General features: G+C 60.0%; 26 protein-coding genes and 3 pseudogenes. 10 read left to right on the top strand and 19 right to left on the bottom strand.

Features of this window, described 5'->3' with window-relative positions:
- Positions 1 to 8 precede the first annotated feature (8 nt).
- The gene (locus AB7245_RS46595; RefSeq protein ID WP_162479152.1) at positions 9 to 971 is read right to left on the bottom strand and encodes a DUF3618 domain-containing protein; all 963 of its coding nucleotides are present in this window, start codon (positions 969 to 971) and stop codon (positions 9 to 11) included.
- A 1,263-nt stretch (positions 972 to 2,234) separates the two neighbouring features.
- On the opposite strand from AB7245_RS46595, the gene AB7245_RS46590 reads away from it, so the two are divergent.
- Positions 2,235 to 2,483 carry a hypothetical protein gene (locus AB7245_RS46590; RefSeq protein WP_231145601.1) on the top strand — a complete coding sequence of 83 codons (249 nt, stop codon included), beginning with the start codon at positions 2,235 to 2,237 and terminating at the stop codon, positions 2,481 to 2,483.
- Between the two features lie 560 nt (positions 2,484 to 3,043).
- Here AB7245_RS46590 and AB7245_RS46585 read toward each other — a convergent pair.
- The 6 genes and pseudogenes from AB7245_RS46585 to AB7245_RS46560 all read right to left on the bottom strand — a co-directional run bounded on the left by AB7245_RS46585 (position 3,044) and on the right by AB7245_RS46560 (position 5,929).
- Positions 3,044 to 3,253: a response regulator gene (locus AB7245_RS46585; protein ID WP_439035963.1), complete on the bottom strand. Its 210-nt coding sequence runs from the start codon at positions 3,251 to 3,253 to the stop codon at positions 3,044 to 3,046.
- A gap of 130 nt (positions 3,254 to 3,383) precedes the next feature.
- Positions 3,384 to 3,611, bottom strand: coding sequence for a hypothetical protein (locus tag AB7245_RS46580; protein WP_245289067.1), 228 nt, complete (start codon positions 3,609 to 3,611; stop codon positions 3,384 to 3,386).
- Between the two features lie 14 nt (positions 3,612 to 3,625).
- Positions 3,626 to 3,950 (bottom strand): annotated as a pseudogene (locus AB7245_RS46575) (hypothetical protein).
- Positions 3,951 to 4,022: 72 nt separating this feature from the next.
- Positions 4,023 to 4,482, bottom strand: a pseudogene (locus AB7245_RS46570) (Hsp20 family protein).
- 177 nt (positions 4,483 to 4,659) lie between these two features.
- Positions 4,660 to 5,580, bottom strand: coding sequence for a non-homologous end-joining DNA ligase (ligD, locus tag AB7245_RS46565; RefSeq protein WP_231145603.1), 921 nt, complete (start codon positions 5,578 to 5,580; stop codon positions 4,660 to 4,662).
- Positions 5,581 to 5,782: 202 nt separating this feature from the next.
- Positions 5,783 to 5,929: a hypothetical protein gene (locus tag AB7245_RS46560; protein WP_231145604.1), complete on the bottom strand. Its 147-nt coding sequence runs from the start codon at positions 5,927 to 5,929 to the stop codon at positions 5,783 to 5,785.
- 106 nt (positions 5,930 to 6,035) lie between these two features.
- Here AB7245_RS46560 and AB7245_RS46555 point away from each other — a divergent pair, with 106 nt between their 5' ends.
- The 6 genes from AB7245_RS46555 to AB7245_RS46530 all read left to right on the top strand — a co-directional run bounded on the left by AB7245_RS46555 (position 6,036) and on the right by AB7245_RS46530 (position 8,485).
- A complete protein-coding gene (locus AB7245_RS46555; RefSeq protein WP_038960229.1) occupies positions 6,036 to 6,266 on the top strand; it encodes a hypothetical protein in 231 nt (76 codons plus the stop codon).
- Positions 6,267 to 6,778: 512 nt separating this feature from the next.
- Positions 6,779 to 7,015: a hypothetical protein gene (locus AB7245_RS46550; protein ID WP_144030543.1), complete on the top strand. Its 237-nt coding sequence runs from the start codon at positions 6,779 to 6,781 to the stop codon at positions 7,013 to 7,015.
- Complete coding sequence (locus AB7245_RS46545) at positions 7,012 to 7,206, top strand: hypothetical protein (protein ID WP_085398232.1); 195 nt, start codon at positions 7,012 to 7,014, stop codon at positions 7,204 to 7,206. The genes AB7245_RS46550 and AB7245_RS46545 overlap by 4 nt, the downstream gene beginning before the upstream one ends.
- Before the next feature lie 157 nt (positions 7,207 to 7,363).
- Complete coding sequence (locus tag AB7245_RS46540; protein ID WP_439035962.1) at positions 7,364 to 7,705, top strand: hypothetical protein; 342 nt, start codon at positions 7,364 to 7,366, stop codon at positions 7,703 to 7,705.
- A gap of 343 nt (positions 7,706 to 8,048) precedes the next feature.
- Positions 8,049 to 8,231 (top strand): ATP-dependent DNA ligase, encoded by a 183-nt coding sequence (locus AB7245_RS46535; protein ID WP_341850582.1) that lies wholly within the window; start codon positions 8,049 to 8,051, stop codon positions 8,229 to 8,231.
- Entirely contained in the window at positions 8,228 to 8,485 is a 258-nt protein-coding gene (locus AB7245_RS46530) for a hypothetical protein (RefSeq protein ID WP_341850583.1), read from the top strand. Before AB7245_RS46535 ends, AB7245_RS46530 begins: the two co-directional genes overlap by 4 nt.
- 122 nt (positions 8,486 to 8,607) lie before the next feature.
- Here AB7245_RS46530 and AB7245_RS46525 read toward each other — a convergent pair whose 3' ends face one another.
- Entirely contained in the window at positions 8,608 to 8,838 is a 231-nt protein-coding gene (locus AB7245_RS46525) for a hypothetical protein (protein WP_085398234.1), read from the bottom strand.
- A 1,132-nt stretch (positions 8,839 to 9,970) separates the two neighbouring features.
- Between AB7245_RS46525 and AB7245_RS46520 the strand changes: the two genes are divergently transcribed.
- On the top strand, positions 9,971 to 10,234 hold the full coding sequence (locus AB7245_RS46520; RefSeq protein WP_162478975.1) for a hypothetical protein: 264 nt from the start codon (positions 9,971 to 9,973) through the stop codon (positions 10,232 to 10,234).
- Here the strand turns inward: AB7245_RS46520 and tnpC are convergent.
- From tnpC to tnpA, 3 genes are all read right to left on the bottom strand, one after another.
- Complete coding sequence (gene tnpC, locus AB7245_RS46515) at positions 10,210 to 11,688, bottom strand: IS66 family transposase (RefSeq protein WP_063986009.1); 1,479 nt, start codon at positions 11,686 to 11,688, stop codon at positions 10,210 to 10,212. The genes AB7245_RS46520 and tnpC overlap by 25 nt on opposite strands.
- Positions 11,689 to 11,810: 122 nt before the next feature.
- The gene (gene tnpB / locus AB7245_RS46510) at positions 11,811 to 12,167 is read right to left on the bottom strand and encodes an IS66 family insertion sequence element accessory protein TnpB (protein ID WP_063980520.1); all 357 of its coding nucleotides are present in this window, start codon (positions 12,165 to 12,167) and stop codon (positions 11,811 to 11,813) included.
- On the bottom strand, positions 12,164 to 12,595 hold the full coding sequence (tnpA, locus tag AB7245_RS46505; RefSeq protein ID WP_063980519.1) for an IS66-like element accessory protein TnpA: 432 nt from the start codon (positions 12,593 to 12,595) through the stop codon (positions 12,164 to 12,166). Before tnpA ends, tnpB begins: the two co-directional genes overlap by 4 nt.
- Positions 12,596 to 12,809: 214 nt before the next feature.
- Here tnpA and AB7245_RS46500 point away from each other — a divergent pair, with 214 nt between their 5' ends.
- A complete protein-coding gene (locus AB7245_RS46500; protein ID WP_354099265.1) occupies positions 12,810 to 12,962 on the top strand; it encodes a hypothetical protein in 153 nt (50 codons plus the stop codon).
- 310 nt (positions 12,963 to 13,272) lie between these two features.
- On the opposite strand, the gene AB7245_RS46495 is transcribed toward AB7245_RS46500, so the two are convergent.
- The 8 genes and pseudogenes from AB7245_RS46495 to AB7245_RS46460 form a co-directional block, all read right to left on the bottom strand.
- The gene (locus AB7245_RS46495; RefSeq protein WP_439035961.1) at positions 13,273 to 13,965 is read right to left on the bottom strand and encodes a helix-turn-helix domain-containing protein; all 693 of its coding nucleotides are present in this window, start codon (positions 13,963 to 13,965) and stop codon (positions 13,273 to 13,275) included.
- 379 nt (positions 13,966 to 14,344) lie between these two features.
- A complete protein-coding gene (locus AB7245_RS46490) occupies positions 14,345 to 14,506 on the bottom strand; it encodes a hypothetical protein (RefSeq protein WP_354099267.1) in 162 nt (53 codons plus the stop codon).
- 366 nt (positions 14,507 to 14,872) lie between these two features.
- A complete protein-coding gene (locus AB7245_RS46485; RefSeq protein WP_354099268.1) occupies positions 14,873 to 15,139 on the bottom strand; it encodes a hypothetical protein in 267 nt (88 codons plus the stop codon).
- Positions 15,140 to 15,242: 103 nt separating this feature from the next.
- The gene (locus tag AB7245_RS46480) at positions 15,243 to 15,608 is read right to left on the bottom strand and encodes a hypothetical protein (RefSeq protein ID WP_439035960.1); all 366 of its coding nucleotides are present in this window, start codon (positions 15,606 to 15,608) and stop codon (positions 15,243 to 15,245) included.
- A gap of 310 nt (positions 15,609 to 15,918) precedes the next feature.
- Complete coding sequence (locus tag AB7245_RS46475) at positions 15,919 to 16,131, bottom strand: hypothetical protein (protein WP_162479163.1); 213 nt, start codon at positions 16,129 to 16,131, stop codon at positions 15,919 to 15,921.
- Positions 16,132 to 17,323: 1,192 nt separating this feature from the next.
- Positions 17,324 to 19,006 carry a flavin-containing monooxygenase gene (locus tag AB7245_RS46470; protein WP_439035959.1) on the bottom strand — a complete coding sequence of 561 codons (1,683 nt, stop codon included), beginning with the start codon at positions 19,004 to 19,006 and terminating at the stop codon, positions 17,324 to 17,326.
- 191 nt (positions 19,007 to 19,197) lie between these two features.
- Complete coding sequence (locus tag AB7245_RS46465) at positions 19,198 to 20,397, bottom strand: serine hydrolase domain-containing protein (protein WP_439035958.1); 1,200 nt, start codon at positions 20,395 to 20,397, stop codon at positions 19,198 to 19,200.
- A gap of 929 nt (positions 20,398 to 21,326) precedes the next feature.
- Positions 21,327 to 21,632: pseudogene (locus tag AB7245_RS46460) on the bottom strand (LysR substrate-binding domain-containing protein); the annotation flags it as partial.
- Between the two features lie 297 nt (positions 21,633 to 21,929).
- On the opposite strand from AB7245_RS46460, the gene AB7245_RS46455 reads away from it, so the two are divergent.
- On the top strand, positions 21,930 to 22,277 hold the full coding sequence (locus AB7245_RS46455; RefSeq protein WP_354100446.1) for a hypothetical protein: 348 nt from the start codon (positions 21,930 to 21,932) through the stop codon (positions 22,275 to 22,277).
- Positions 22,278 to 22,607 lie beyond the last annotated feature (330 nt).

Below are 22,607 nucleotides of genomic sequence, written 5' to 3'. Positions count from 1 at the left end.
TGTTTCCTTCAGGTGTTGGTGTTTTGGGAAGGGCTAAAGGCGGCTTTGACGACGTCGTCCGCAGCCTCTTTCAGAGCGCCCGCCACATCCTGCGTCATACGACTGGCGTAGGTGCCGAGATCGGCCTCAGCGATCTTTTGTGCCGCCGCGTCGGCTGCCGACGTGGTCGCCTCTTTCGCCGCCTCGAATCCGGAGTGGGCCGCCTCGGCCGCAGCCTGTTTCACGCCATCGCTCGCCCGACCGATCACCTTGCCTTCAGCCTTGGTCTCGGGAAGAGCCGCCGCGATGATGGCGCCGATCGCGATGCCCAGGCCTCCGATGAGGGCAGCATTGTCGCCGATGGTCTGACGGGCCTGGTCAGGCGCGTTCGCCGCCACATCCTTGGCTGCGTCGATGCCACTCTTGAGTTTTTCACCTGCAAAACTGGCAGCCTTTGTTGCACCTGTCCGGAGCTCATCCGCAAGGCCGGCGGCCCGATCTTGTGCGTCTCCAGCCATGCCAGCGGCTCGGCTTGGAGCGGAGGATAGCTTTTCCGTCGCGTCGCCCTGCATGGCCCGGGCACCCTCCGTCAACTCCTCGAGCATTTCCCCCGCTCTATCCATTACCGGACCGGACGCCTCCGCCGCGCGATCCCGCACTGTCTTAGAGGTCAGGGCAAGCCCGGCGCCGATCATCAAAAGTGGCAACGGGACACCTCGCGCCAATCGCAGCAGCGGAATTCCTACTGCGGCGCCCGCGGCCACTGCGCGCATGGGATTGTCCATGATCAGCTGTTTGAGCCCTTCAATCCAGCTCTGGGTCTTGTCGCTGACGTATTCGGAGACTTCGGATTTGATGTGCTGCGGCGAGACCTTGTGGCGGATGTCCTCGGCGGTGTCCGATATCTGGTCCCTTAATCGCCCTACGGTAGCCGCCAGCTCTGCGCGGCTGCGCTCGGACTCACGCCTCAACTCCTCCACTGATCGCGCCATCGCTTCACCCTCTTGCTTTATTTCTTGTGCTTTAATTCTTGAATCTAAGGGCGAACACACGCTTTGTTCAATCGTTCCTAACTGAACAAGGATGACGTGCCGCCGGCCAAACTCTCTGCTGCGCGCAAGGCTTTGGTACGTGAAGAAAAGAGCCTTAGAGCAGCGGTGGTGTACCGAGAGGAGAGCTCGGAAAATGTCGCGTCGGACCGTAGGAACTTCGCAGGACTCGCGCTTGCGCGGGCGGCACAAGCGATCAGATACGATCCGCGGAACTGCCTGCCTCGTTGGCTATGGTTGCTCAAATCGAGACATTCTGCCGCGGCTTGCGGAATGCATTCGAACAAAAGCCAGGGGCCTTGTGGTTGTTACCGGGCATATTCCCCGTACCGCGAGCGGCGCGGGCGCTGGAATTGATTTCGAGTTCAAGGAACGACGTCCTCGCCGGAAGGTCGCGATGGAGACTGGGCCTTTCGCCGGAGAGCCGTGTTCAAATGTCGATTGTTCGCGAAATGCTTTCCCAAGAATAGTTGGCCAGTGTTGTCTGGGCCGGCACAGAGCGCTCAAGGGGGCAACGCGAGTGGGGATCGCCTCGAAGGTCCGCTAAGGCCAGCGATCGTGCTCTTCTGGGTGCGCATGCTCGTTGAGTCTGCGAGTTGTCAGCGAGCTCCTCTGTCTCGGCAGTTGCGGCCGGCGCTTTGATCCTCGACCTCCAGGGGGAAGTTGTCTGCTGTAAGTGAGGTATCCTTGCCCGTGCGGCACCTCGACGCGTTTGGTCCCTGCTCCAGCTTAGGAACGAAGGTTACAGCGGTCGGTTGCAAGCAAAATTAAATAGGAGAAAAATGACCATGAAGATCGGCAAGATGGCGCTCGCAGCTCCACTTTTGTTCGGATCGATCGCTGCCGCCTCCGCGCAGGGTGGCGCTGGTGGCGGGGCCGGTGGTGCTGGCGGAGCAGGGGCCGGCGCGGGCGCTGGCTCGGGCGGAGCCGGCGGCGCAGGTGCGGGATCACGGGACGGCGGAGGCGCGGGTGCGGGATCTGGAGGCGGCGGCAATTCTCCAGCCGCGACCAGCGGTCAAGGGGCATCGAGCAGCCCGGGTTCGGCTAACCCCGGGGCGACTATGAATGACCCGAAGATGAAAGGGAAATAGAAGCGAAAAGAAATGGCCCGCTGACATGATCGAGCGGGCCGCTTTCATGAAGCAGTCGCGGAGCGATTGAGGCTGCGTTAGACCGGCCGGGAGGAGACCGGTGCCAAGAACGTTGGTGTCCAAGTCCGATCTAGAACTGTTCGCTCTTCAGGAGATCCGGCACGTTCCCGGCGGGGAGTTCGTTATCTCCGTCGAGATTGAACACGGCGATGCGGAACCCGATGGCCTGAATTGGCGACTGCTCGTGATTGCTAAAGACGGTGCGGACCTCGATCGCCTCCAAAACGCCGCTACAACCACGAGCCATCGGCTGAAGCGTCGATACCAACTTGTCAACCAGGGCGGCAGCTCGGCGGGTGGCTGAAGTTAGAGACTGGCACCCAACACCAACAAAACGGCACCGATTGCCGCAAGGAGAATGCCCGGCCAGTTCGCTCTAACCCCCAGGAATCCCACGCCGCGCCGCGTCGGCTCCAGTGTATCGGCGGCGGGCCGACTAAGCGATCCCCGCCAAATTGTAGCGCGTGCCATGTACAAAATTCCGCCGAGAACAAGCAGGGCGCCAAATCCTATCAGGATCATTCTCGCCTCCTCGATTCATGGTTACCAGGTCAAGCGCCCGGAGGTGCGAGCCGCACCTCACTCGGGCTTGGTCGGCATACGGCCCTTGCCTTCACGCAGCGGCCCGGATAGGTCCTGCGGCCGGCTCGGACTCCCGCGCGGGATCCCCGCCGCCGCAAGTGTCTCACGAGACTTCGATCGCGCTCTTGGTCACGCCTCGCCGACCCGACCCCGGCAGCGGCCGCTCCGCGGCCCTAGGGACCGGCCACCTCGGGGCGTATGGGCTGACCAGCGCCAACAGGCAGCGCCTTTGCGTCTGTTCTTTGCAGAAGTGCTCATCCATGGCGCCTCTCACACCGAACTTCAGTTGGGCGGCTTCAGCTCACCGGCGAGCCAGCCGACCGCGTCCGTTTGCATCGGATCGACGCCGAAGCGAACCACTTCGGTACGCTCGCAAGTCGAGCACTCGAAGGTGCGCTCGTCGAATCCGCGCGGGCCGGGAGAGATGCGCGCCAACCCCATCCGGTGTTTGCACACAGGACCCATCGGACGCTCGTTGGTCGAGAGAGCCATCCCTGAGATCTCCACGGCCGATGATACGCCGTCCGCAGCCGGAGTCTTCAATATTCGTGAACGAAAAACCTTCCGAGGAGCGCCAAAGGGAAAGAGCCTGAGCCCGGTCGGCCCAGATTGACGGTCGTGCTCATGGCATCACCTCTGCAACCGGCAGCGGTCGACCAGGCCTTGGCTCATTGAAGGCGATCGGAAAGGTCGAAACGGAAAGGCTTTGCAGAGCAGCCTCCTCCTCGGAAAGCCGCCGTTCGATAAACTGGCGTTCCAAAGGCAAAAGCTTCGTACGCAAGAGCCGGCGATAGCGGCTGATGTTGTTGTGATGGGCACGAAGGCGTGCCAGGTTGTCGTCCATCATCATCTGGGCCTCTGAAACTACGCCGCCGCAGCTGCACGTTCGGTCGAATGGAGACGGTAGGGCTTTCCGCCGGGTGGCGTCCGGGGGGCCACCGTCCAGGGCGCGCAATGCGTCCAAGATTTCGTCGATCGATACGGGCTTCTTGAGCCCGGCAGGTGCGCGCATCGACGGGCAAGAGGCGATCGCGGACGCGTCGGACGCCCAAGATGCCAGGATTGCGCGTTTCTCGCTCAACGTCAGCGCCGGATGATCCAGCACGTCTCTCGGTGCTTCAAACACCGTGCCGGGATGAAGAAGAGCGTCGAAATCGAAAACGTTGTCGTCAGCGGTCGTCGGCCGCATGGTCCTCTCCTATTCATTCGACGAATGGATGGGAGCCGCACGATTTGTCGCGCGGCTCCAATGGCGTCTGCGCTAGGCGGCGGCCTTAGCTTCCAGCTTCGGCACGTTGCCGGCCGAGGCAGCACCGATGGCAATTCGGCGCGGCTTCATGGCTTCCGGGATCTCGCGGACGAGTTCGATGGTCAGCAAGCCGTTGTCGAACGCGGCGCCTTTCACCTGGACATATTCGGCGAGGCTGAATTGGCGCTTGAAGCTGCGGTGCGAGATACCGCGATAGAGGAAATCACGCTCGGTCTTGTCGGATTTGCTGCCTTCGACCGTCACCACGTTCTGCTCGGCGGTGATGACGATGTCCTCGGGCGAGAAACCCGCCACCGCCAGCGAGATCTGATAGCGATCATCCGCCAGCCGTTCGATGTTGTAGGGCGGATAGTTGTCCTCGCTGGCCCGCTGAGCGGTTTCTGCGAGGTCGAAAAGGCGATCGAAACCAATGGTCGAGCGCCAGAGGGGGGGCAAAATCGTGGGTGCGCATAGCCAAATCCTCCTAAGAGCAAGATGTCTACGAGCGGCACCGGACACAACCGGTGCCCGTCTCTTGGCCCGGGCCCATCAGGCGCCCGGACACCATCGTCAGATGGCGACAAAAAAATTAGCAGAGTCGGTTTTGGTTTCAAGAGGCGTTGAAAAAAATCGTCGCCGATCGCCGCCGTTACAGATCCTCGCGCAGCCCCTTGAAGAACGGATGCCGCACCTTGCCTTCAGCCGACTTGGCCCGGTACTCGATCTCCGCCAGCAGCTTCGGTTCGACCCAGATGCCTTTGTGCGCTATCCGCTTCGCGTAGGGCTGTGTCTTCCGGACCAGCGGCTCGAGGCGCCGCCGCAGCTCGGCCGCCGACGTCTTGTCGAAGCCATGGTCGACCTTGCCAGCGTAAACCAGGTCAGAACCCTTTCGCCGAGCAAGGTATATGCCGTCCCATTTGCCGTCGTCGAGCGCGAAGCCGGCGATGGTGAGTGTCTCGCGCTGGGCGCAGGTTTTCTTGACCCAATTGTTGGTGCGGCCGACCGGGTAGACGCTGTCGCGCACCTTGGAGACGACGCCTTCGAGCCCGACCTTGCAGGCATGGGCAAACATCTCGTTCCCGTCGATCTCGAAACTCGCGCTGAACTGAACGTCGGTGCCGGCAATGATCTTCTTCAGCTCCGCCTTGCGCTGAAACAGCGGTAACTTCCGGATGTCCCTGCCGTTGAGGTAGAGCAAATCGAAAGCGACCAGAACGATCTTCGTTGACTTGCCTTTGAGCTCATTCTGCAAGACCGAGAAGTCCGTCGAGCCGTCGGTGGCAGGTACGACAATCTCTCCGTCGATGATGGCCGAGCTCGCCTTGATGTGCCAGGCGTCATCGGCAACCTTCTTGAAACGCTTGGTCCAGTCGTGGCCGCGCCGTGTGAAGACCTTGACGGCTTCGTTGGCGAGGTGGACTTGCACGCGATAGCCGTCGAACTTGATTTCGTGAATCCAACGCTCGCCGGATGGCACGCGGTCGGTCGCGGAGGCGAGAGCCGGCGCGATGAAGCCGGGCAGGGGCGCCTTGACGCCGAGTGCATCCGGCTTTTTCCGCTGGAAGGCCATGGTTACACGAGGCGCAGGCTGAACTGCGCATCTTGAGGCGCGTAGCGATCGACGAACTCCTGAAGATGCGAGGGGACGTCGTTCAGTTGGAGGTTACAGCGATGTTGAATTTCGCGAGCGACATCCTCTGACACATCTTCGGACCAGCGCTCCGAAGTGTTGAAGGCGAAGACGTTGATAGGTCGTTTGCACTGGCCCGCCATCAGTCTTTAATGACCGTCTCCAGGTCGGCCGCTTCCATGTCCGTCTCGCGCCAAGCGCTGCCGGCGCGGCCAAAATCGTCCGCGACCAGATAAACGGTCGGCTCATAGGCCGGAATAATGGAAGGGATCCACCGGGACTGACCCATAGATACGCAACTCCACAAAGCCGGGATTCAATTTGCCGGGGCCCGATTCGTTCCAGAAACTGTGAGCAGCAGCACCAGAGAGGCAAAGCAATATCGGGAGGACGAAATGGCGGTCAACAAGCCCACCGGCGACAACGCTCGCAAAGGTGCGGTCAAGAAGCGTTCGCAGACGAAGACGACATTGGGTGGAGCTTCCGCCTTCACTAAGCGCGACAAGGCGTCCGGCGAATTCATGGGCGTCAAGAAGCCCGCGAAGGGCAAGAAGGCCGCAAAGAAATTCAAGGGCGTGCGGCTTGAGAAGAAAGCTACCAAAAAGAAAAAGGCAAAGAAGAGCTAGGCGGCTCTTCACGTGCGCCCTGATCTGGACGTTCGCTCAATCCTGATCTCAACATAGCCCGTCAGAGTAACGCGAGCGGACAACGAGTTGCCGGGAGGAATTACCCGAACCCACCCTTCTTCAGGATTTGCCGCAGTGTATTCGATCTGCTCCGCATCGTTCAGGAATACGCGGACTTGGAATCCGTCGAGCAAAAGATTGCAATAATTGCGAAAACCTTCTTCGTCGCAACTTCTTGCAACCGGTCCATGAAACTGCGGCTTTCCAACCAAGAGTCATCCCGTATTCATAGCAACGCGCGCCACGACAGAATGCTGCACCAGGTGGAGCCGTTCCTAACTTTTCCAGCCGGGGCCGGCCGGCATCATCTTGGCGGCGGTCGGCAGGCAAAAGTCGAACGCAGAGAGCATAGGGCTGAGATAGGGGCGGGAGCGGATTTTTGAAGTCGTCATCGCCAGTCCCATTGTAGGACAAATTAAGCGCATCATTGGCGTGCCACCAGAGGCGCCAGTATGGTCGTGAACGCAGTATTCGTCATTGGCGAACGACGTGTTCGCCAATCGGACATAGGCATTTGTCGGGATGCGTCCATACACCCGAGCCGGGCGCCGGTTGATTCGACCATCGCCGCGACGCCACGCGCCGTGCGCAGGTGGGTCAGCGGCGAGCTGGCCGTGCCGCGCCACATCGCGCTGCTTGTCAACCTGATGCTCGACACCGGCACCAAGCCCGAGGAGTTGCAGCCATGAGCGACCAGACTTACCACGTCATCATGGCAGTGCTCTTTGTCCTCGTGAGCGGCGGCTATTTCTCGGAAGCAATGCGCCAGCTCGACCTCGATGCCTACGGCGCGAACGACTTTCGCTATGCGCAGGTTCTCGCTGAAAAGCTCATAGGCTGGGCCCTCATCACGTCGTTATTCGCGTGGCTGTGGCTCTGAACCAGACGCCCGCTGAAAATGCCAAAGGCCCGAGGGCGACCTCGGGCCTTTTTTCCGGGGGGCGGGAGGACCACCAAATGTTCAATTGTGTACCAAAGTGAACGCACCAACCTGCGCCGACGGGTCTACAGTTCGTGGTTTGAAGGGGAGGCGTCACATGAGCATCCGATCACTGTACTGCTTCGCGTTCTTCAGTATTGTGGCCGCGTGTCCTCTCAGTGTTGTTGTTGCCCAAAACCTCCCTCCGGAACTTGAGGCCTGCCGCACAACTGGACTCATCGCGCTGAAAGAACGCAGTCCCGCGATAAAAGATATCTCGTTTGACGTTGATGGAGTGACGATTGCAAAGGCCAATGCAAAAGTCGAGGACACGATCATTCGCACCATCGTGATCGGGGATGCCTATCTTGAAAAAGGTAAGAGCGACACCCGTCGGACTTTTCTTTGCCTGATCGGCGAAAAAGGCAAAGTGCTCCTCACATTCTTTACGGACAAATGATGCAGCGTCCAGAACCATCCGGATGCTCAATGCTCAGGATTCGCCGCTCGGACGATACAACTTCGCGGCGCGGATGACGTCGCCGCCTGATCGGGGTCGTTCGGCCCCGGCGTCGTCCTACGGAAGGACAGATGACGGCGGCAAGGCCGCAGACGTTTGTGTAAAAGTCCCAGCCCGCGGACAGGGGTGTTCACGAGCTGGGGTACATGCAGGGGTGCCCTGTTAGGGCAGGGCATCAGGTAAACTTGGCAGCACGGGGGCCGTTCCTCAGGGCCGGGCGTGTGCCGGTACTCTTGAGCCGGGATAATTTCAGCTTATCTTTCGTCCGATGTTTCAGCTTTCATTGCCGACTAAACGGGACCGGGTTCCGACCGGCCCCGACTGGCTCCATGAGGTCAAATACGACGGCTATCGCTTGCAGGTCATCCGCAAGGGCGACCGGGTGCGTCTGATCACGAAGGGTGGGGCGGACTATACGAAGCGGTTCCCGTGGATTGTCGAGGTCGCGCGCAAGCTCAGGCAGTGATCGATGGCGAGGCGGTGCTCCTGGGCGTCGACGGCGTCTCCGACTTCCGTGGCCTGCATTCCGGCAAGTACAACGCGGAGGTGCAGCTCTACGCCTTCGACATACTGGCGGGCCAGGGCGACGACCTGCGCAGGTTGCCGCTGTCCCATGCGCAAGGCCAATCTGGCCCGGCTGCTGCGGGGCCGCTCCGAGGGCATCTTCATGCAGCATTCTTGAGTCGCTTCTGGCCTAAACCCCGTGGGTCGGAAGCTTGATGACAGCGCGGCTCCAGCTAGCCAATGGCTGGAGCCGTTGCTTAAACTGTGCCGCTTCCACTTTGAAATAACCTCCGGGCATTGAACCCTGGCATGGCGCACTCAGACAGCAGCCAAACTTTTTAGCCGGCTTCTCCTGCTTTCCAACCCTTCTCTGTAGGCTGATAACGCTCCCCCTGTTTCACCAGCCAGCCGCCTTCAACCATCTTCTCTGCCAAAGCCTTCGGGCATGCCGGCAGGTTGCTGCCGGGGTAATACAGGCCGTCTCTGCGCTCGACCATAAAGCCGTAAATGCGCGCCAGACGAAGGGCTTTCAGCATGCCAGGAATGAGAACTACGGTCGTGCTCGTCATCGCTCTCCAAATGACGGCACCACGCGAACGTTCCTGAAACCACGCGCCAAAATCTGCGTATCGATTCCTGACGGCTCGAAATGAGCACGAGCTACTGCCGATCGTGGGTGTGGAAAAGGGGGCGCTTCGGTCTGCCGAACGTCGGAATCGCGTAGGTTTGCCTATGGCGACGGAATCCGGGCTGGACCGGACAGTTGCACCCGAGGGCAGCGCGGCTTAGATCCCGCGCGTCCTCGGGCAAGATGTGGGGATTCAGCCACAGCACCACAGATTAAGACTTGGCCCAGGAACGTCTAGACGGTGTCGCGGCTTCTGTTTCGCGGTGACGGTCTTTGTCCCGCAAGACAAGAGCCTGTCCGGAGGCCCCAGCATCACCATGCCCCCCGGCCCGATGCTGGGGCTTTTTTTGTACGAGGCGCGATTGGAGAGGCTTGGAGAGTGGTGCTCGCGATTGGTGCGACAGCCATTGTCGCCGGCGGAGCCTTCTTTGCCATCCGGTTTATCATCGGATTGCCCCTTTTTCGATCCGGAGCACGAACTGTGGGTGTTGCGAGAGCGCCTCAGTGGGCCAAAAAGTGCACTTACGTCAATGTTACTTTCTTTTCGGCCACAACCCTCAAACGATATGGCTCATCACAGGTTGCATAAGCAGGGGACGCTTATGGATTGGGCGGAACGTTCATATCGGTTCGGCTTTGTCGTGCTGTCGATCTTCAGTGCGTTGGGGGCGGTATGGATGATTTTATCGCTGTAGGCGGCCGTGCTACGCGAGGCCTCAGCACGTAGCGTGCAGTGGGGTCTTGGTGCGTGCCGTTCGCTTGGATTGCGCTACTGGCGTTTGTTGCCTACGCGATCGCTAACCTTCCCTGGTAGCGCATCAAGGGATGCGCTCAACACAACGGCCTTATGGGACCTGATCCGCGGAGGGCTATGGCCAGCGGTCACGTGAACCGCGCAAACAGGCCGAACACATGGCCGCTCCGACCAGCGCCGCAAAGTGTTGCTTCTCCTTGCCAACCAGCAGCAGTAAGTAGCGGCACCTTTCAGGTGTGCTTGCTCACTCTGCATTCTTCGCATTTTTACCCATAGCTGGCCCGCGGCCCGCAAGGCGACGTCGTGGGAATATTACAATATGGGGCTGGCCGGCCAGACGCTCGCCACGGCCTACACCAACCGCGCGCGCGTGCTCGGGCTCTTCGATGCGACCAAGGCGAGAAACGTCCTCCACATCATCGATCCGACCAACGGTATCGGCGTCATCACCTATGCGAGCGTAGCGGACGCGCAGACCGGTAATGCGGCATCGGCGCAAAACCTCTACAACAACTATTTTCTGCTATACGTGGTGGCGGCTCAAGGTAAGCGTCGTTATCAGGCCACGGCTTTGAGGAACTGAGTGCGGTAGGCCCAAGGCAATAGCTGGTCGATGTCGCGGTTCGGATGACCACTGACGATCCTGGTCAGGACGTCGGTGAGATAGGCAAGCGGATCGACGTCGTTGAGCTTGCAGGTCTCGACCAGGGACGCGACGACCGCCCAGTGTTCGGCACCACCGTCGGATCCGGCAAACAGCGCGTTCTTGCGACTGAGCTTGATGCCGCGGATCGATCGTTCGACCGTATTGTTGTCGAGCTCGATGCGACCGTCATCGATGAAGCGCGTCAGCCCCTGCCAGCGCGAGAGAGCGTAGCGGATGGCGGCGGCGAGCTTGATCTTCTGGCTGATGAGAGCCAGCTTGGCGCGTAGCCAAGCCTCGAAGGCATCGGCCAGCGGTCGGCTTTTCTGCTGACGCACGAGACGGCGCTCCTCCGGGCTGCGGCCGCGGATCTCCTTCTCGATCGCGTAGAATGCGGCAATGTGCTTCAGCGCCTCGCTTGCGATCGGCGCGGGGCCCGCCGTCGCGAGTTCGTAGAAGTTGCGCCGCATGTGCACCCAGCAGAAGGCGAGCTCGACCTCGCCGCGCTCGGCAAGCTTTGGATAGGCGGTGTAGCCATCGACCTGCAGGACGCCCTTGTAGCCGGCAAGATGGCTGAACAACCGCTCGGCCTTGCGGTCGGGTGCATAGACATAGGCGATGCCGGGCGGATCGAGGCCGCCCCAGGGCCTGTCGTCGGCGGCATAGGCCCAGAGCTGGCCGGTCTTGGTGCGCCCTCGACCGGGATCGAGCACCGGCACCGTCGTCTCGTCGGCGAACAGCTTGGACCTCGCTCGAAGCATCGTGAGAAGGCGCTCATGCAGCGAGCGCAGGTGGAAGGCGGCATGCCCAACCCAGTCCGCCAGCGTCGATCGATCGAGAGCGATGCCCTGGCGGGCATAGATCTGGGCCTGCCGGTAGAGCGGCAGATGATCGGCATATTTGGACACCAGAACCTGGGCGACCGTGGCCTCGGTCGGCAGGCCGCCCTCGATCAGCCGGGCCGGAGCCTCGGCCTGCACGACACCATCCTCGCAGGCACGACAGGCGTATTTGGGACGCCGGGTAACGACAACGCGGAACTGCGCCGGCACCATGTCCAGCCGCTCGCTCTTGTCTTCACCGATCCGATGCAGTTCGCCCTGGCAGCAGGGGCAGGTCTTGTCGTCGATGTCGACGACGACCTCGATCCGCGGCAGATGCGCCGGCAGTGCCCCGCGGTTGACGCGGCGCTTGCGCGCCCGTTCCGCCCGACCTTCCGGGGCGGTCTCGTCCTGACCGGCCTCGGCAGAGGCCGCGACCTGCTCGACGTCCTCGAGGCCCAGCAGCATCTGTTCCTCAGGAAGCGACTCCGCCCTCCGGCCAAAGCGATGACGCTGCAATTCCTTGATGATCTGGCGCAGCCGCTCGCTCTCGTGCCGCTCGGCAAGCAGCATCGCCTTCAGCGTCTCGGGATCATCAGGAAGGTTATCGCTCACGGGCAAATCAGAGCATATTCGCGCCCGCCTGACGACGTACTCGATGCCTCTGATTCACTTCGCCGCAGCGCGGCCCACAATTATCCGGCTTGCGTCGGGACGACCGTCTCCCGTGCCGCGTGGACACGCCGCCAATCGAGCCCTTCGAGCAGCGCCGACAATTCTGCCGCTGACAAACGCATCACGCCATCCTCGATCTTCGGCCAGCGGAAGACGCCTTCCTCGAGCCGCTTGGCGAACAGGCACAAACCCGTACCATCCCAGAAGATCAGCTTGATCCGGTCCGCGCGCTTGGCACGGAAGACATAAACAGCACCCGAGAACGGATCGGCCTTCATGTGCTCGCGTACCAACATAGCAAGCCCTTCCATTCCCTTGCGGAAGTCGACTGGCTTGGTTGCCACCATCACCCGGACAGTGCCGGACGGGCCGATCACCGGCTTGCCTTCAACGCATGGACGATGGCCGCAATCATCGCCACGTCCGCGCCTTGGCCGACCCGGATAGTGACGCCTTCGGCTTCGATCTCGATGCCCCCAACATCCGGCTTGGCCTTCCGTCGCGCTGTCTTGCGCTCACGGCCCGCAACCGCGACCGGCGCCATGGCGTCTACCACCGCAGGTACAAACTGCGGATCGTTAGCCATCGGCGCCGGCTGCCGGCGCGCTTGCCGGCGCCAAGTGAATACTTGTTGTGGGGTCAGCCCGTGTCGCCGGGCAATCTCGGAAACGACCGCGCCTGGTACCAGCGTCTCCTCGACAATCCGGGCCTTGTCGTCCTTGGAGAACCAACGACGTCGTCCCGTCTCCGTGATCACTTCCAGCCGGCGCGCCGTTACATCCGACTTAAGCGTATGGTCAAACATAGACACAAACCGATCCCTTCAAAGAGATCGTGAAACTCGCCTATCCCATCTGCCCCGAAAAGGTGGGAGCGGAACGACGCTTACGGCTCAAGCAGCCGGCTTCACCAAGATCGTCACTTCGACGATCCTCCCACGGACCAACTTCAACGTCGGAACGGGAAATTTCGGGGGGGATTGCCGTAACTACTATAACTCGCTGCTGATCGCCGGAGCGGTGGCAAACGGCTATGTCGTTCCTGACATCGGCTCCATTCCGCAGCTCCAGAACACGGCCGACCTGACCTATTTCCTTCCTCACGGCATTCATCTGACGGCCGCGGGATACGCGCTGGTAGAGGCGGTCCGAAAACCGCTGGAAATTGCTTAGGCTGGGTACTCAGGGTAGGGCCGGGTCCGTAATCCAATCCGCTTCAATTCATCTTCTCACGGAGCTTTCGGATTAACTCGCGAAGGTCATTCGCGTAATCCTCAATGATCCGGCGCGCCTCCTCCAAGCGCGTGGGCTTGAGCTCGGGCTTATCGGACTCGGAAGGCTTGTTCATTGCCGAGCGCTGAACCTTGTCGTCGGCAACCAATTGATCTAAATCAACGAACCTTTCGCGCTACTCTCGCAATGTGCGCGATAATCGATGTGGGAGAGTCTGCTTTCTATCATCGATGCCAGTGCGGCCGTCGCATCAGGGCTGTGCCGGTCCTTGCGGATCGAAATCGGCAAGCCGCCGCTTGTCGTTTAACATGATCTCTCGCCTATCGTGGTCGACGAACGTAAGGACGCCCGCTTTACGCAAGCTAGTTAGCACGCGAGAAACAGTTTCTAACGTCAAGCCGAGATAGTCCGCAATGTCGAGACGAGTCATCGGGAGCGACATCTTGTCTGCTCCGGTGCGGCAATCCATCTCAAGTAAGAAGGCGGCAACCTTTTCTACCGCGGTCTTTCGGCCCAGAAGCAGCATATGGTTTTCTGCATGCTCCAGGTTGCGGGTGGTCATGCTGAGCAGGTTGTGCGAGACAACTCCGTCTCTAGTGGCTGCCGATTGAAGGCTTTCTCGCTTAATCAGGCGCACGACGGTTTCGACGACAGCCACTGCGGTAAATCGATGCTGGTTGCCATTTTCAAGCCCGAAGATATCGCCCGCTAAGTGAAAGGCAGCGATTTGACGCCGACCGTCCGAGAGCAACTTGTAACTTCGCACCGCACCCTGCTTGACTTGATAGACATATACAGCGGGCTCTTTTTCGCCGAAGATTTCGGTGCCTTTTCGGTATGTAAACTCACCGAGGCCGATTATTCGGCTGAATGTACTCGCTAAACCGAATTCATCGAGCGTGTTGGGCTGAGGTCGTCGATCCGTTGTGATACGCACAAACATCGGTCATTCCTCTTCCGCGTCAAATTCCTTTGAAAATCCTTCTCGTGCCTGCAGGTCGTTCGACGAGCGACCATATTCGTTGGATGTCCCTTGGGTCATTGTACCAAGGTACAATGTCAGGTTGATGGGCCAAAAGGGCTAAACTGCATGCTATGGACTAAAAGGCGAAAATGCCGGACTTATTTGCGTAAGAACGAATGGCCGAACCGGCCGCCAAACTCAAAACGATGGCCGATAGTTGCCGGCTGGCAGCGAGCGCGAGGCCCTTCTAAAGCGAGCCAGGACCGCCGAGACGGGTGCCCACATAAGCGACTGGCTAAGGTCTCCCGCCTTGACGCCGCCCAAATGACACCCGCGACACCTAGAACTCCTTATTGAGCTACAGGCACAGCTTGCTGTAATAAGGAATATTGCTCGCGAGTTGCGTCCGGAGGTAGCGCGGGTATTGCAGGTTTTTGCCGGCCAAATGGGAGCCCGCCCCCGGGCCATCGACAAACTCACTTGAGGTGAGCGCAACCATGAAGGAAAGGGCGATCCTCATGGCAGACCGCTTTGTCGTTCGGTACGAGCATCCCAAGAACGGCCGATTCACAGTGCTGGACACTTCAACAGATCAGCCTGCAGTCACGCCGGACGGGACGCCTCTAACTGGACTCTCTCATTCATCGGCAGAGGTTGTGGCCGAGAAGCTGAACAAGGGCGAAGCTCCGCCCGTCCTCAATCGTAAAACAGGGAGCAGGCTGCGCCTGCACATGGCTTGAAAGAATCAAAGTTGGCCGAGGGGCATGATGACGCTGGGGCGCTCCGGACAGGCCAGCCTTCAGTCACCGCATACTCAAGCCATCCGCCCGACGAAGTGGTCAGGCGGGCCGCCGCTTCGGCGCAGCACCACATTGGTGGCGGCTCCCTATCGAGCGAGAAGATTCTCTCCAGGCCTGAGCAGCTTCACATACGTGCCGCTTTCGTGCTTCCATAACCAGCCGCGTTCGATCGCGTATTTAAGCGCGGCGCCGAACTCGCTACCGCTGCCCTTCAACTCAAACATGAACGGCGCGTTGATCCGCTCGATGTAGATGCGACCGTCCTGCACGGCCTGGACGTTGGCTGCGAGCTCGACGAGCTTGCGCGCGGCCGTCTCCAGGTCCGCGTAGGGTCTTTCTGTGGCGTGCTTCATCGGCGTCTCCCATTGGCCGCCTGCGCGGCATAGACGTGCTGGCGGTGCTGGTAGCTCTCGGCCGGTTTCCAGCTATCGAATGTGGTCCCGCAGACGCAACGCATCAGCGTGCTCCGAATTTCGCTGTCGGGTTCTCGCCCCGCGCACGCTTGGCCGCAACCTCGGCCCGCCAGTCGCGATCGTGGCGCCATTCGGCGAAGGCATTGTGGGGGATGCTTGGCTGTAGCCCCGACCATGCGGACTCGAAAGCCTCGCGCGCGGCTTCGAAGGTGGCGGCTATGCCCCTTCGCCCGGTGCCTGGATCCATGCCGGGATGGAAGCCGACCGACCATTCCCATTGATCGGCGTGCACAGGTACGCCGGCGCGCATGCCGATGGTCCCGACGCGGACATCGGTGAAGTAGACATGCCAGGTCTCCTCATGTGGATTGATGGAGCGGCGGCGGGTGAGGGGGGCGTCATTGATCATGGCAAGAGGATAGGCGCTCGCCGGGTGCCGAGCCAGCCGCTGCGGCTTGCGCGCGGGCTTGGGCGGGGCGCAAGAGGTTGGTCAATAGGCTGCCCAGAACCCTGATTGCGGCCTTCGTGTCGTTGGTCATCCGCGAATGCGTGTTCATCAAAGGATACGGCTGGCGCTAGGGCGGCTAGAACGCCGCGGATAACAACGAGGCCGCTTCACGCTTGCTGAGCGCTTTGCTACAATGCGCTTGCGGTCGTCAGTCCGGATCGCAATTCTGAAGCTCAGCTCCCGGCTCACAAGGTCGGCGGTGTTCGTTGGACTAACCGTCTCGGCGCGGAATGCCGATGCTATCGCAAGCGAGTGCGAATGACTCTTTCGCCTCAGCATCTTCAAAGCAAAAGCGCTTTCCGACCTCTACGTGATCAATCCACCAATCGGCTTTGGCTCCTTTTGCGATGCGGGAAGCTTCACCGCGTAACAGGTCCAATTGTCTTCCGGCAGCACGAACGATCAAACAATTTTCCTTGGCCATGATGCCATCCATAAAATGCCCCAGATCAAGGCCGCAGCAGGAGGGCCGCTGCGGCCTCATTGTCGAAAAAATCCGGGTGAAAAGATCTAAGTGAAATATGTAGCCAGCCCCGGTGAGATGATCCTACTGCAGCGCTCCCAGCTTGCTGTATGATCCATTTCACAATCGGCTGGATGCCCAACATAGGTGAGGGAAGGCCCGCCGGGGCTGGCTGAGCTGGCGGGCCTTCAACCCCAAGCACAAGGCCGCGTTTGTCCCCACGGCCCACGGCTCAGGAACCTTCTCAGGTACGGAGCATTTTTGAGTCGCTTCTGGCCTTTTCCCCGTAGGTCGGAAGCTAAGTGACAGCACGGCCCCAGCTTGCCAATGGTTGGGGTCGTAGCTTTTTGCGCGGGCTAAGGATCATTCAGAGAGCGCGAGCAGTGGCGCCACCTATGTCGGAAGGCATACAGACCCGATTGCCGAATCTTCCTAGATCTTAGTAGATCTTGGCGCCCCCATTACCGCCAAGGCTTCCAACGGCCTCCGGCATCTAGTTGTGCTGGGGCCGTTTTTTGCGACCTTTAACAACGAGCGCGAGCTGCTGGCTGTCGTGGGTGTGGACAACGCCCGCCGTTTCACCCGGCGCCTCTAAAGGGCGCCGTGGTGTTCGGGTTCCATTTCTAAGCACCGCTAATGAGTTGCTTGATTTTCCCGTTTTGCTCAAGCCTTACTTACTGGAAACCTACTGGTCATCGCTTCTCACCAGTCGATCGTTGACGTGATCATTGCCTCACATTCGCGGAGGGCACGTGGACCGAGAGCTAAGGGAATTCCGTAGACTAGAGCGAATTTGCCGTGAACATGCAGCGATTGCTTCCATGGAGCTTGAGCGCGTCGGCCTTTTGAAGGTTGATAAGTTTTCGAGCAAGACGGAGTCAGTTCACCGACTGATAAGCTTTCATACGAAAGCTATCCAGTTCGCGACTGATAAGGAAATTACACAAACGGAGTGAGTCCGTGGCTGATAAGCAAAGATGTATAAGCTTATCAGTTGTCGGTGACCGCTTGGCGCAAAGCGGTCGTTCGCTTTCGCGCCGACGTCGTAAAGCGAATCTAAAAAGCAGCCTCGGCACAAGACGGCGTCGAAGCGCGGTCGGCCCATGCCGGGAGACGCGACATTGAACGCAACTCCCGATCAGGGTTCGTTGAGTTATTCGGCCGCAATCGTATGCACGGTCCCGCCTTGGCCTGCGCTCGTGAACACAAAGCCCTCGTAGCCGTTCTCCGCGACCTCCGCGCACTTTCTGCGGTATCCGCCGACGCCCTCCGGACCGAGGTAGGGCAAGAACCGACGTGCCTTGCCCTCTATGTTGGCGCCCATGTACCAGGAATTGGTGCCGGGCATCAGGGTTGTATTCACGACCTCGGCGACATGGGCGCCCCATGCGTCCTGCGCCTGCGGGCTTGCCTCAATCGTGGCAAGCTTGTTTCTTCGCATGTGGGCGATGCACTCGGTGATCCATTCGACATGCTGTTCTATCGAGACCGGCATGTTCGACAGCACCGAGGGGCTTTGCGGGCCGGTGATCGTGAACAGGTTGGGATAACCGGTGATGGCCACGCCGAGATAGGTCTGCGGGCCATCCGCCCATTCTTGCGCCAGTGCCCGGCCGCCACGCCCCTTGACACCGAGGTTCTTCAGCGGGCCGGTCATCGCGTCGAAGCCGGTGGCGATGACTATGATGTCGAGCGGATACTCCTTGCCACCCGCGCGGATGCCATTCGGCGTGATCTCCTCGATTGGACCATCGGTGCTCGCATCCACCAGCGCCACGTTCTTCTTGTTGAACGTCTCGAAATAGTTGGTGTCCAGCGGTTGGCGCTTGGTGCCGTAGGGGTAAGTCTTGGGCGTCAACTTCTCCGCGATCGCCGGGTCGTTGACGACCGAGCGGATCTTACGCTTGAGGTATTCGGCGATGACATCGTTCGCCTCCTTGGAGAAGAACATGTCCTGATAGTTCGCCAGCCAGAAGGCGAAGCCACCGGCGTCCCACATCTTGTCGAACTCCTGCTCGCGCTCCTCGGGCGTTGTTTCGAGCACCGCCTTCGGTATGAAATTAAGCTCGAACCCGAAGAAGGAATCCTTAATGCGCTGGCGGATACCGTCGTAATCGGCCTTGCGCGCCCTGGTCACCTCGGGGTCGACACGACCGTTGCGCGCAGGCACGCAGAAGTTCGGCGTACGCTGAAAAACCGTGAGGTGCTTCGCCTGCTGGGCGATCTCCGGGATCGCCTGCACCGCCGTTGCACCCGTGCCGATGATGCCGACACGCTTGGCGGTGAAGTCGACGCCATCGTGCGGCCACTGGCTCGTGTGGTAATACTTGCCCTTAAAGGAACTCAGCCCTTTGATTGGCGGCATGTGGGCGATCGACAGGGCACCGACGGCCGGAATGACGAAGCGCGCCGTGACGGCATCGCCTTTGTCGGTGCGCACGGTCCACAGCTCGGTGGCGTCATCGAAGACCACTTCGACGACACGCTTGCCAAACTGGATGTCGGGCTTCAGGTCGAAGCGCTCGGCGCAGTGCTCGAGGTAGCGCAAAATCTCATCCTGCTCCGGATAGCGCTCGGACCAGTTCCATTCCTGCAGCAGGTTCTTGTCGAAGGTGTAACAGTAGATGTAGCTGTCGGAGTCGCAGCGCGCGCCGGGATAGCGGTTCCAGTACCACGTGCCGCCGACGCCGTCGCCAGCCTCGAACACCGTGACCTTCAGGTCGAGCTTGTCGCGTAGCGAATGCAACATGTACATGCCGGAGAATCCGGCGCCGATGATGACCGCATCGAAGTCGACTTTCGCGCCAGTCCGTTGCGCCGCTTGCACATTGTTCATTGACGTACCTCCCGTTGTGAGCGTTCTCCCTGCATCTCTTTTCATTCATCTTGTCGCCATGCGCGGGCACCGTCCTGCAGGACCAGAAGATCAGCAGGCGGCACCATCGCAAAGCACGCGCCCATGACGCCGTCGCTCGATTGCGAAAGCGGCGGCGCGCCGTGGCCCGGGGTAACCCGCGCTCGTCAGCACTACGCCGCAGCGCGCGCCTCGCCGGTCGCATAGGCGGCCGTCTCGAATTCCAGGTAGCCGCCGAACGAAGTCGGGTCGCCGAACGGCAGGATCTGCGTCGCCCAATACCCGCCGAACCCGTTCTTGCGGTCAATCCAGAAGAACGTGTTGGCGAGCCCGGCCCAGCCGATCGCTCCGGCCGGACGGCCGGTAGGCGCGTCCTCGTCGTTGACCATGAAGGTGAGGCACCAGGATTTCTTCAGGCCAGGGAAGAACTCGGCGTCGTTCGACAGCGTCGGGATGACGCCGGGCAGCACCGTGACCGCCTGGTTAGCCTGCAGGCCGTTGCGGACAGCGGATTCGACCGTTTCTTTCCTGAGCACGCGCCCTTGCTGTCCCGCCCCGTCGTTCAGCCACATCCGTATGAATTTCATGTACTCGTCGATCGAGCCATAGAGACCGTGTCCACCCATGTGGACTTCCGGCTCAGGCGGCAGTTGCATATCGGGAAGGGGGATCAGGGATCCGTCGGCTTCGCGCTGATGGATGGTGGCGACGCGCGTACGCATCGAAGGGGTCAGCGAAAAGGCGATGTCCTCCATTCCGAGCGGCGTAAAGATCCGCTCCCTCATCACGTCGCCGAGGCGCTTGCCGCGGATGCTTTCGACAACCTGTCCGGCCCAGTCGATGTTGCTGCCATATTCCCATTTATCGCCGGGATCGAACAATAGCGGCGTCATCAGTGATGCTTTCGAGCAGGTCACCACGCTCGGCTGGCCGCGCTCCTGCGCCAGGCGCAAGTAATTGGCGTTGAAGAAGTCGTAGCCGAGGCCCGCGGTGTGCAGCATCAGCATGCGGGTGGTGAGGTCGCGCTTCGGCGCTCGCAGCTTCGGGTTTCCCGTGGCGTCGAACCCGTCGAGGACCTCGAGCTTGCCAATGTCGGGCACGTATTTTTTGGCTGGGGCGTCTAGGTCGAGCCTGCCGTCCTCGACGCATTGCAGGATGGCCGTGCCGGTGATAGCCTTTGTGGTGGAGAAAATGGCAAACACGGTGTCGGTCGTCATGGCCTGGCCGCCGCCAAGACTGCGCTCGCCGACTGAGCCTTCGTAAATGTTGGTCGAGCGATCCGTGATCATCGCCACCACGCCGGGAACGCGGTCCTTACCAGTCACGACTTTTTGCAAGATCCCGTCACATGCGCTTTTCAGGTTGTTACCCATAGACGTTTCTCCCTTTGCCAAGTTTGATCACGTGCTTCTCGGTAATCCGCTGGCGGTTCGCGCCGGATGACGTAAGCGTATGGCGATTGTTGGGTATCGGCCTGATCGTCCCCGATGACGTAGCGCGAATGAAATCCCGCCGCGGTCCTGGCAGCAATGGTGACTGGAGTTGTTGATCATGGACAGCTCCAGGTCATCGCATTTCGACCGAGCGCTCGAAGCGTAGACCGTTTTCCTGTGATCGGCCATGTATTCCCCTGCGATTCTTTGCTCGGGCAGGTCAGCGAACCTGACACTTGATCTACGTTGAAACGTATCGCTGGCAATTTGTGGCTTCTCTCTTGTTGCACTTAGCAGACGAGGTCCGGCGACAAGCTCCATGTCTGCAGAGTGGTGTCGGTGTTTTGGCCTGAGCTGTAAGCAAGTCATACAGACGGAGTCTGCTCGCGGACTGATAAGGTTTCGAACAAATTGGAGTCAGTTGGTGTACTGATAAGGTAATTGCTGAAAGCTTATCAGTTCAGAATGCGGCTTAAGGAGAGGCCGCGTCGCTCGCGAGCATCACTGCCAGCGACGGCAGAACGGTAATTCCGAAGCAGTTAAGCGCTTGCTCCAAGAGCTACGCAGCTATGGCGGCCGCGAGATAAAAGGGTCGCCTGAAGACCGATTGCCAAAGCGTGTCGTACAGGATTGAACTGGGGCGGCAATCCTGACCTGCATTTGATATTATTGCGTTTTCGGTCCAGTGATTTGTTTTTGTGTGGCACTCTTGAGCGGCGCCGTGGCACAAGCATTACCACTTCCGGCGCGGGGTCGTCACGTTGGAATCTCCAGGTGCCTCGCGTCATGGGCACTTCTCCGTTCGGCAACCCCGGGCGAGTTTGAGGCCAGCTGCGGGCCAAAAGCGCACCGCAACCTGAGCCACAGCTTTACCCCCGCGATGCTCTGCCTCGGTATCGAAGCGCGTCGACCAGCAGCGTGAATGCCGGCGATGGCTGCCGACGGCTCGGATAGTATAGGTGATATCCTGAGAATGGCGGGCACCAGTCCCCCAGCACCCGAATGAGCTCGCCGCTCGACAAGTAGGGCTGAACCTGACCTTCGGTTAGGTAGGCCAAGCCAAGCCCCTGCAGCGCGGCGTGCAGCAGCGCGCCCGAACTGTTGAAGACCAGTTGCCCGTCCACGCGCACATTCACGTCGCGCCCGTTCCTCTCGAACTCCCATGCATAGAGGTTTGCGGCTAGGGGACGCGCCCGACGACTAGGCGTGTCCCAATCGTGTCGGCCTTTAAGCGGGATCTCCCGATCGCTTTGTCTAAAGGAGAAGTTACACTGACCTTTATTGAACTTTTGCCCGGACTACCGGACTCACTTGTGTAGGCGTCGGGACGAAGGTTTCCCGAATCGTCGAACGATTGTGGCTGTCGGGCTCATCGCGGGGTCGCAGCTGTAACCACCATCTTGTTTTCCGCGCGCCAGCTTTGTCCGCGTCAAGCGAGCGGACCAGCTGGTGAAGATCACGGAGGCAATGAGATGTTAGCAAAAGCTGCGACACAGCTACTTGCCTTAGCGGTCTTGGTGACGCCTGCACTCGGCCGCGATGATGGCCACTACGACAACTCTCCGCTGAACTCATGGTTTGAAAGTTTGGAGAGCGAATTGGGAAAGTGCTGTACCGATATGGACGGGTACATAGTTTCTGATGCGGATTGGGAGTCCAATCGCGGGCGTTACCGCGTCCGCATTGACAACGAATGGGTCGACGTGCCTGAAGGCGCGGTTCTCACACAACCAAACCGTTTCGGCCGTACAATGGTTTGGAGGCATTACATCGACGGCCATCCTCGCGTCAGGTGCTTCATACCCGGCAGCATGATTTGATCCAGTTTCTCCAGGCGCTACGGGAGGCTCGCCTTCTGCCTTCTGGTGCGCCGGGAGTCACCCCGGGATGGTAATGTCCTCGATCTGATTGTTGCGCTTGCCTCTGGCCTCGAGCTGCAGCGTTGCAGGCGATCGTTCCTGGTGGCGCTGTGACCGGGGAGGGGTATAGGAGCTTTAAAAAAAGAAATCGCTTTTCAAAAACCGGCGGCCCCCACTTTCACCGGCATCTGCAATTCAAATGTTGGGTCTAAATGGTGACCACGTCTAGCAAGAGACAAAGCGCTGTCATTAAAACTTGAGAATACCATCAAGGGATGAGTGGCTGCGTAA

This window comes from Bradyrhizobium sp. 604_D8_N2_3 (assembly GCF_051810765.1).
Taxonomy (GTDB): Bacteria; Pseudomonadota; Alphaproteobacteria; order Rhizobiales; family Xanthobacteraceae; genus Bradyrhizobium; species Bradyrhizobium barranii.
Note: the sequence above shows the minus strand (reverse complement) of the source record. Positions and strands in the feature narration are given on the sequence as shown.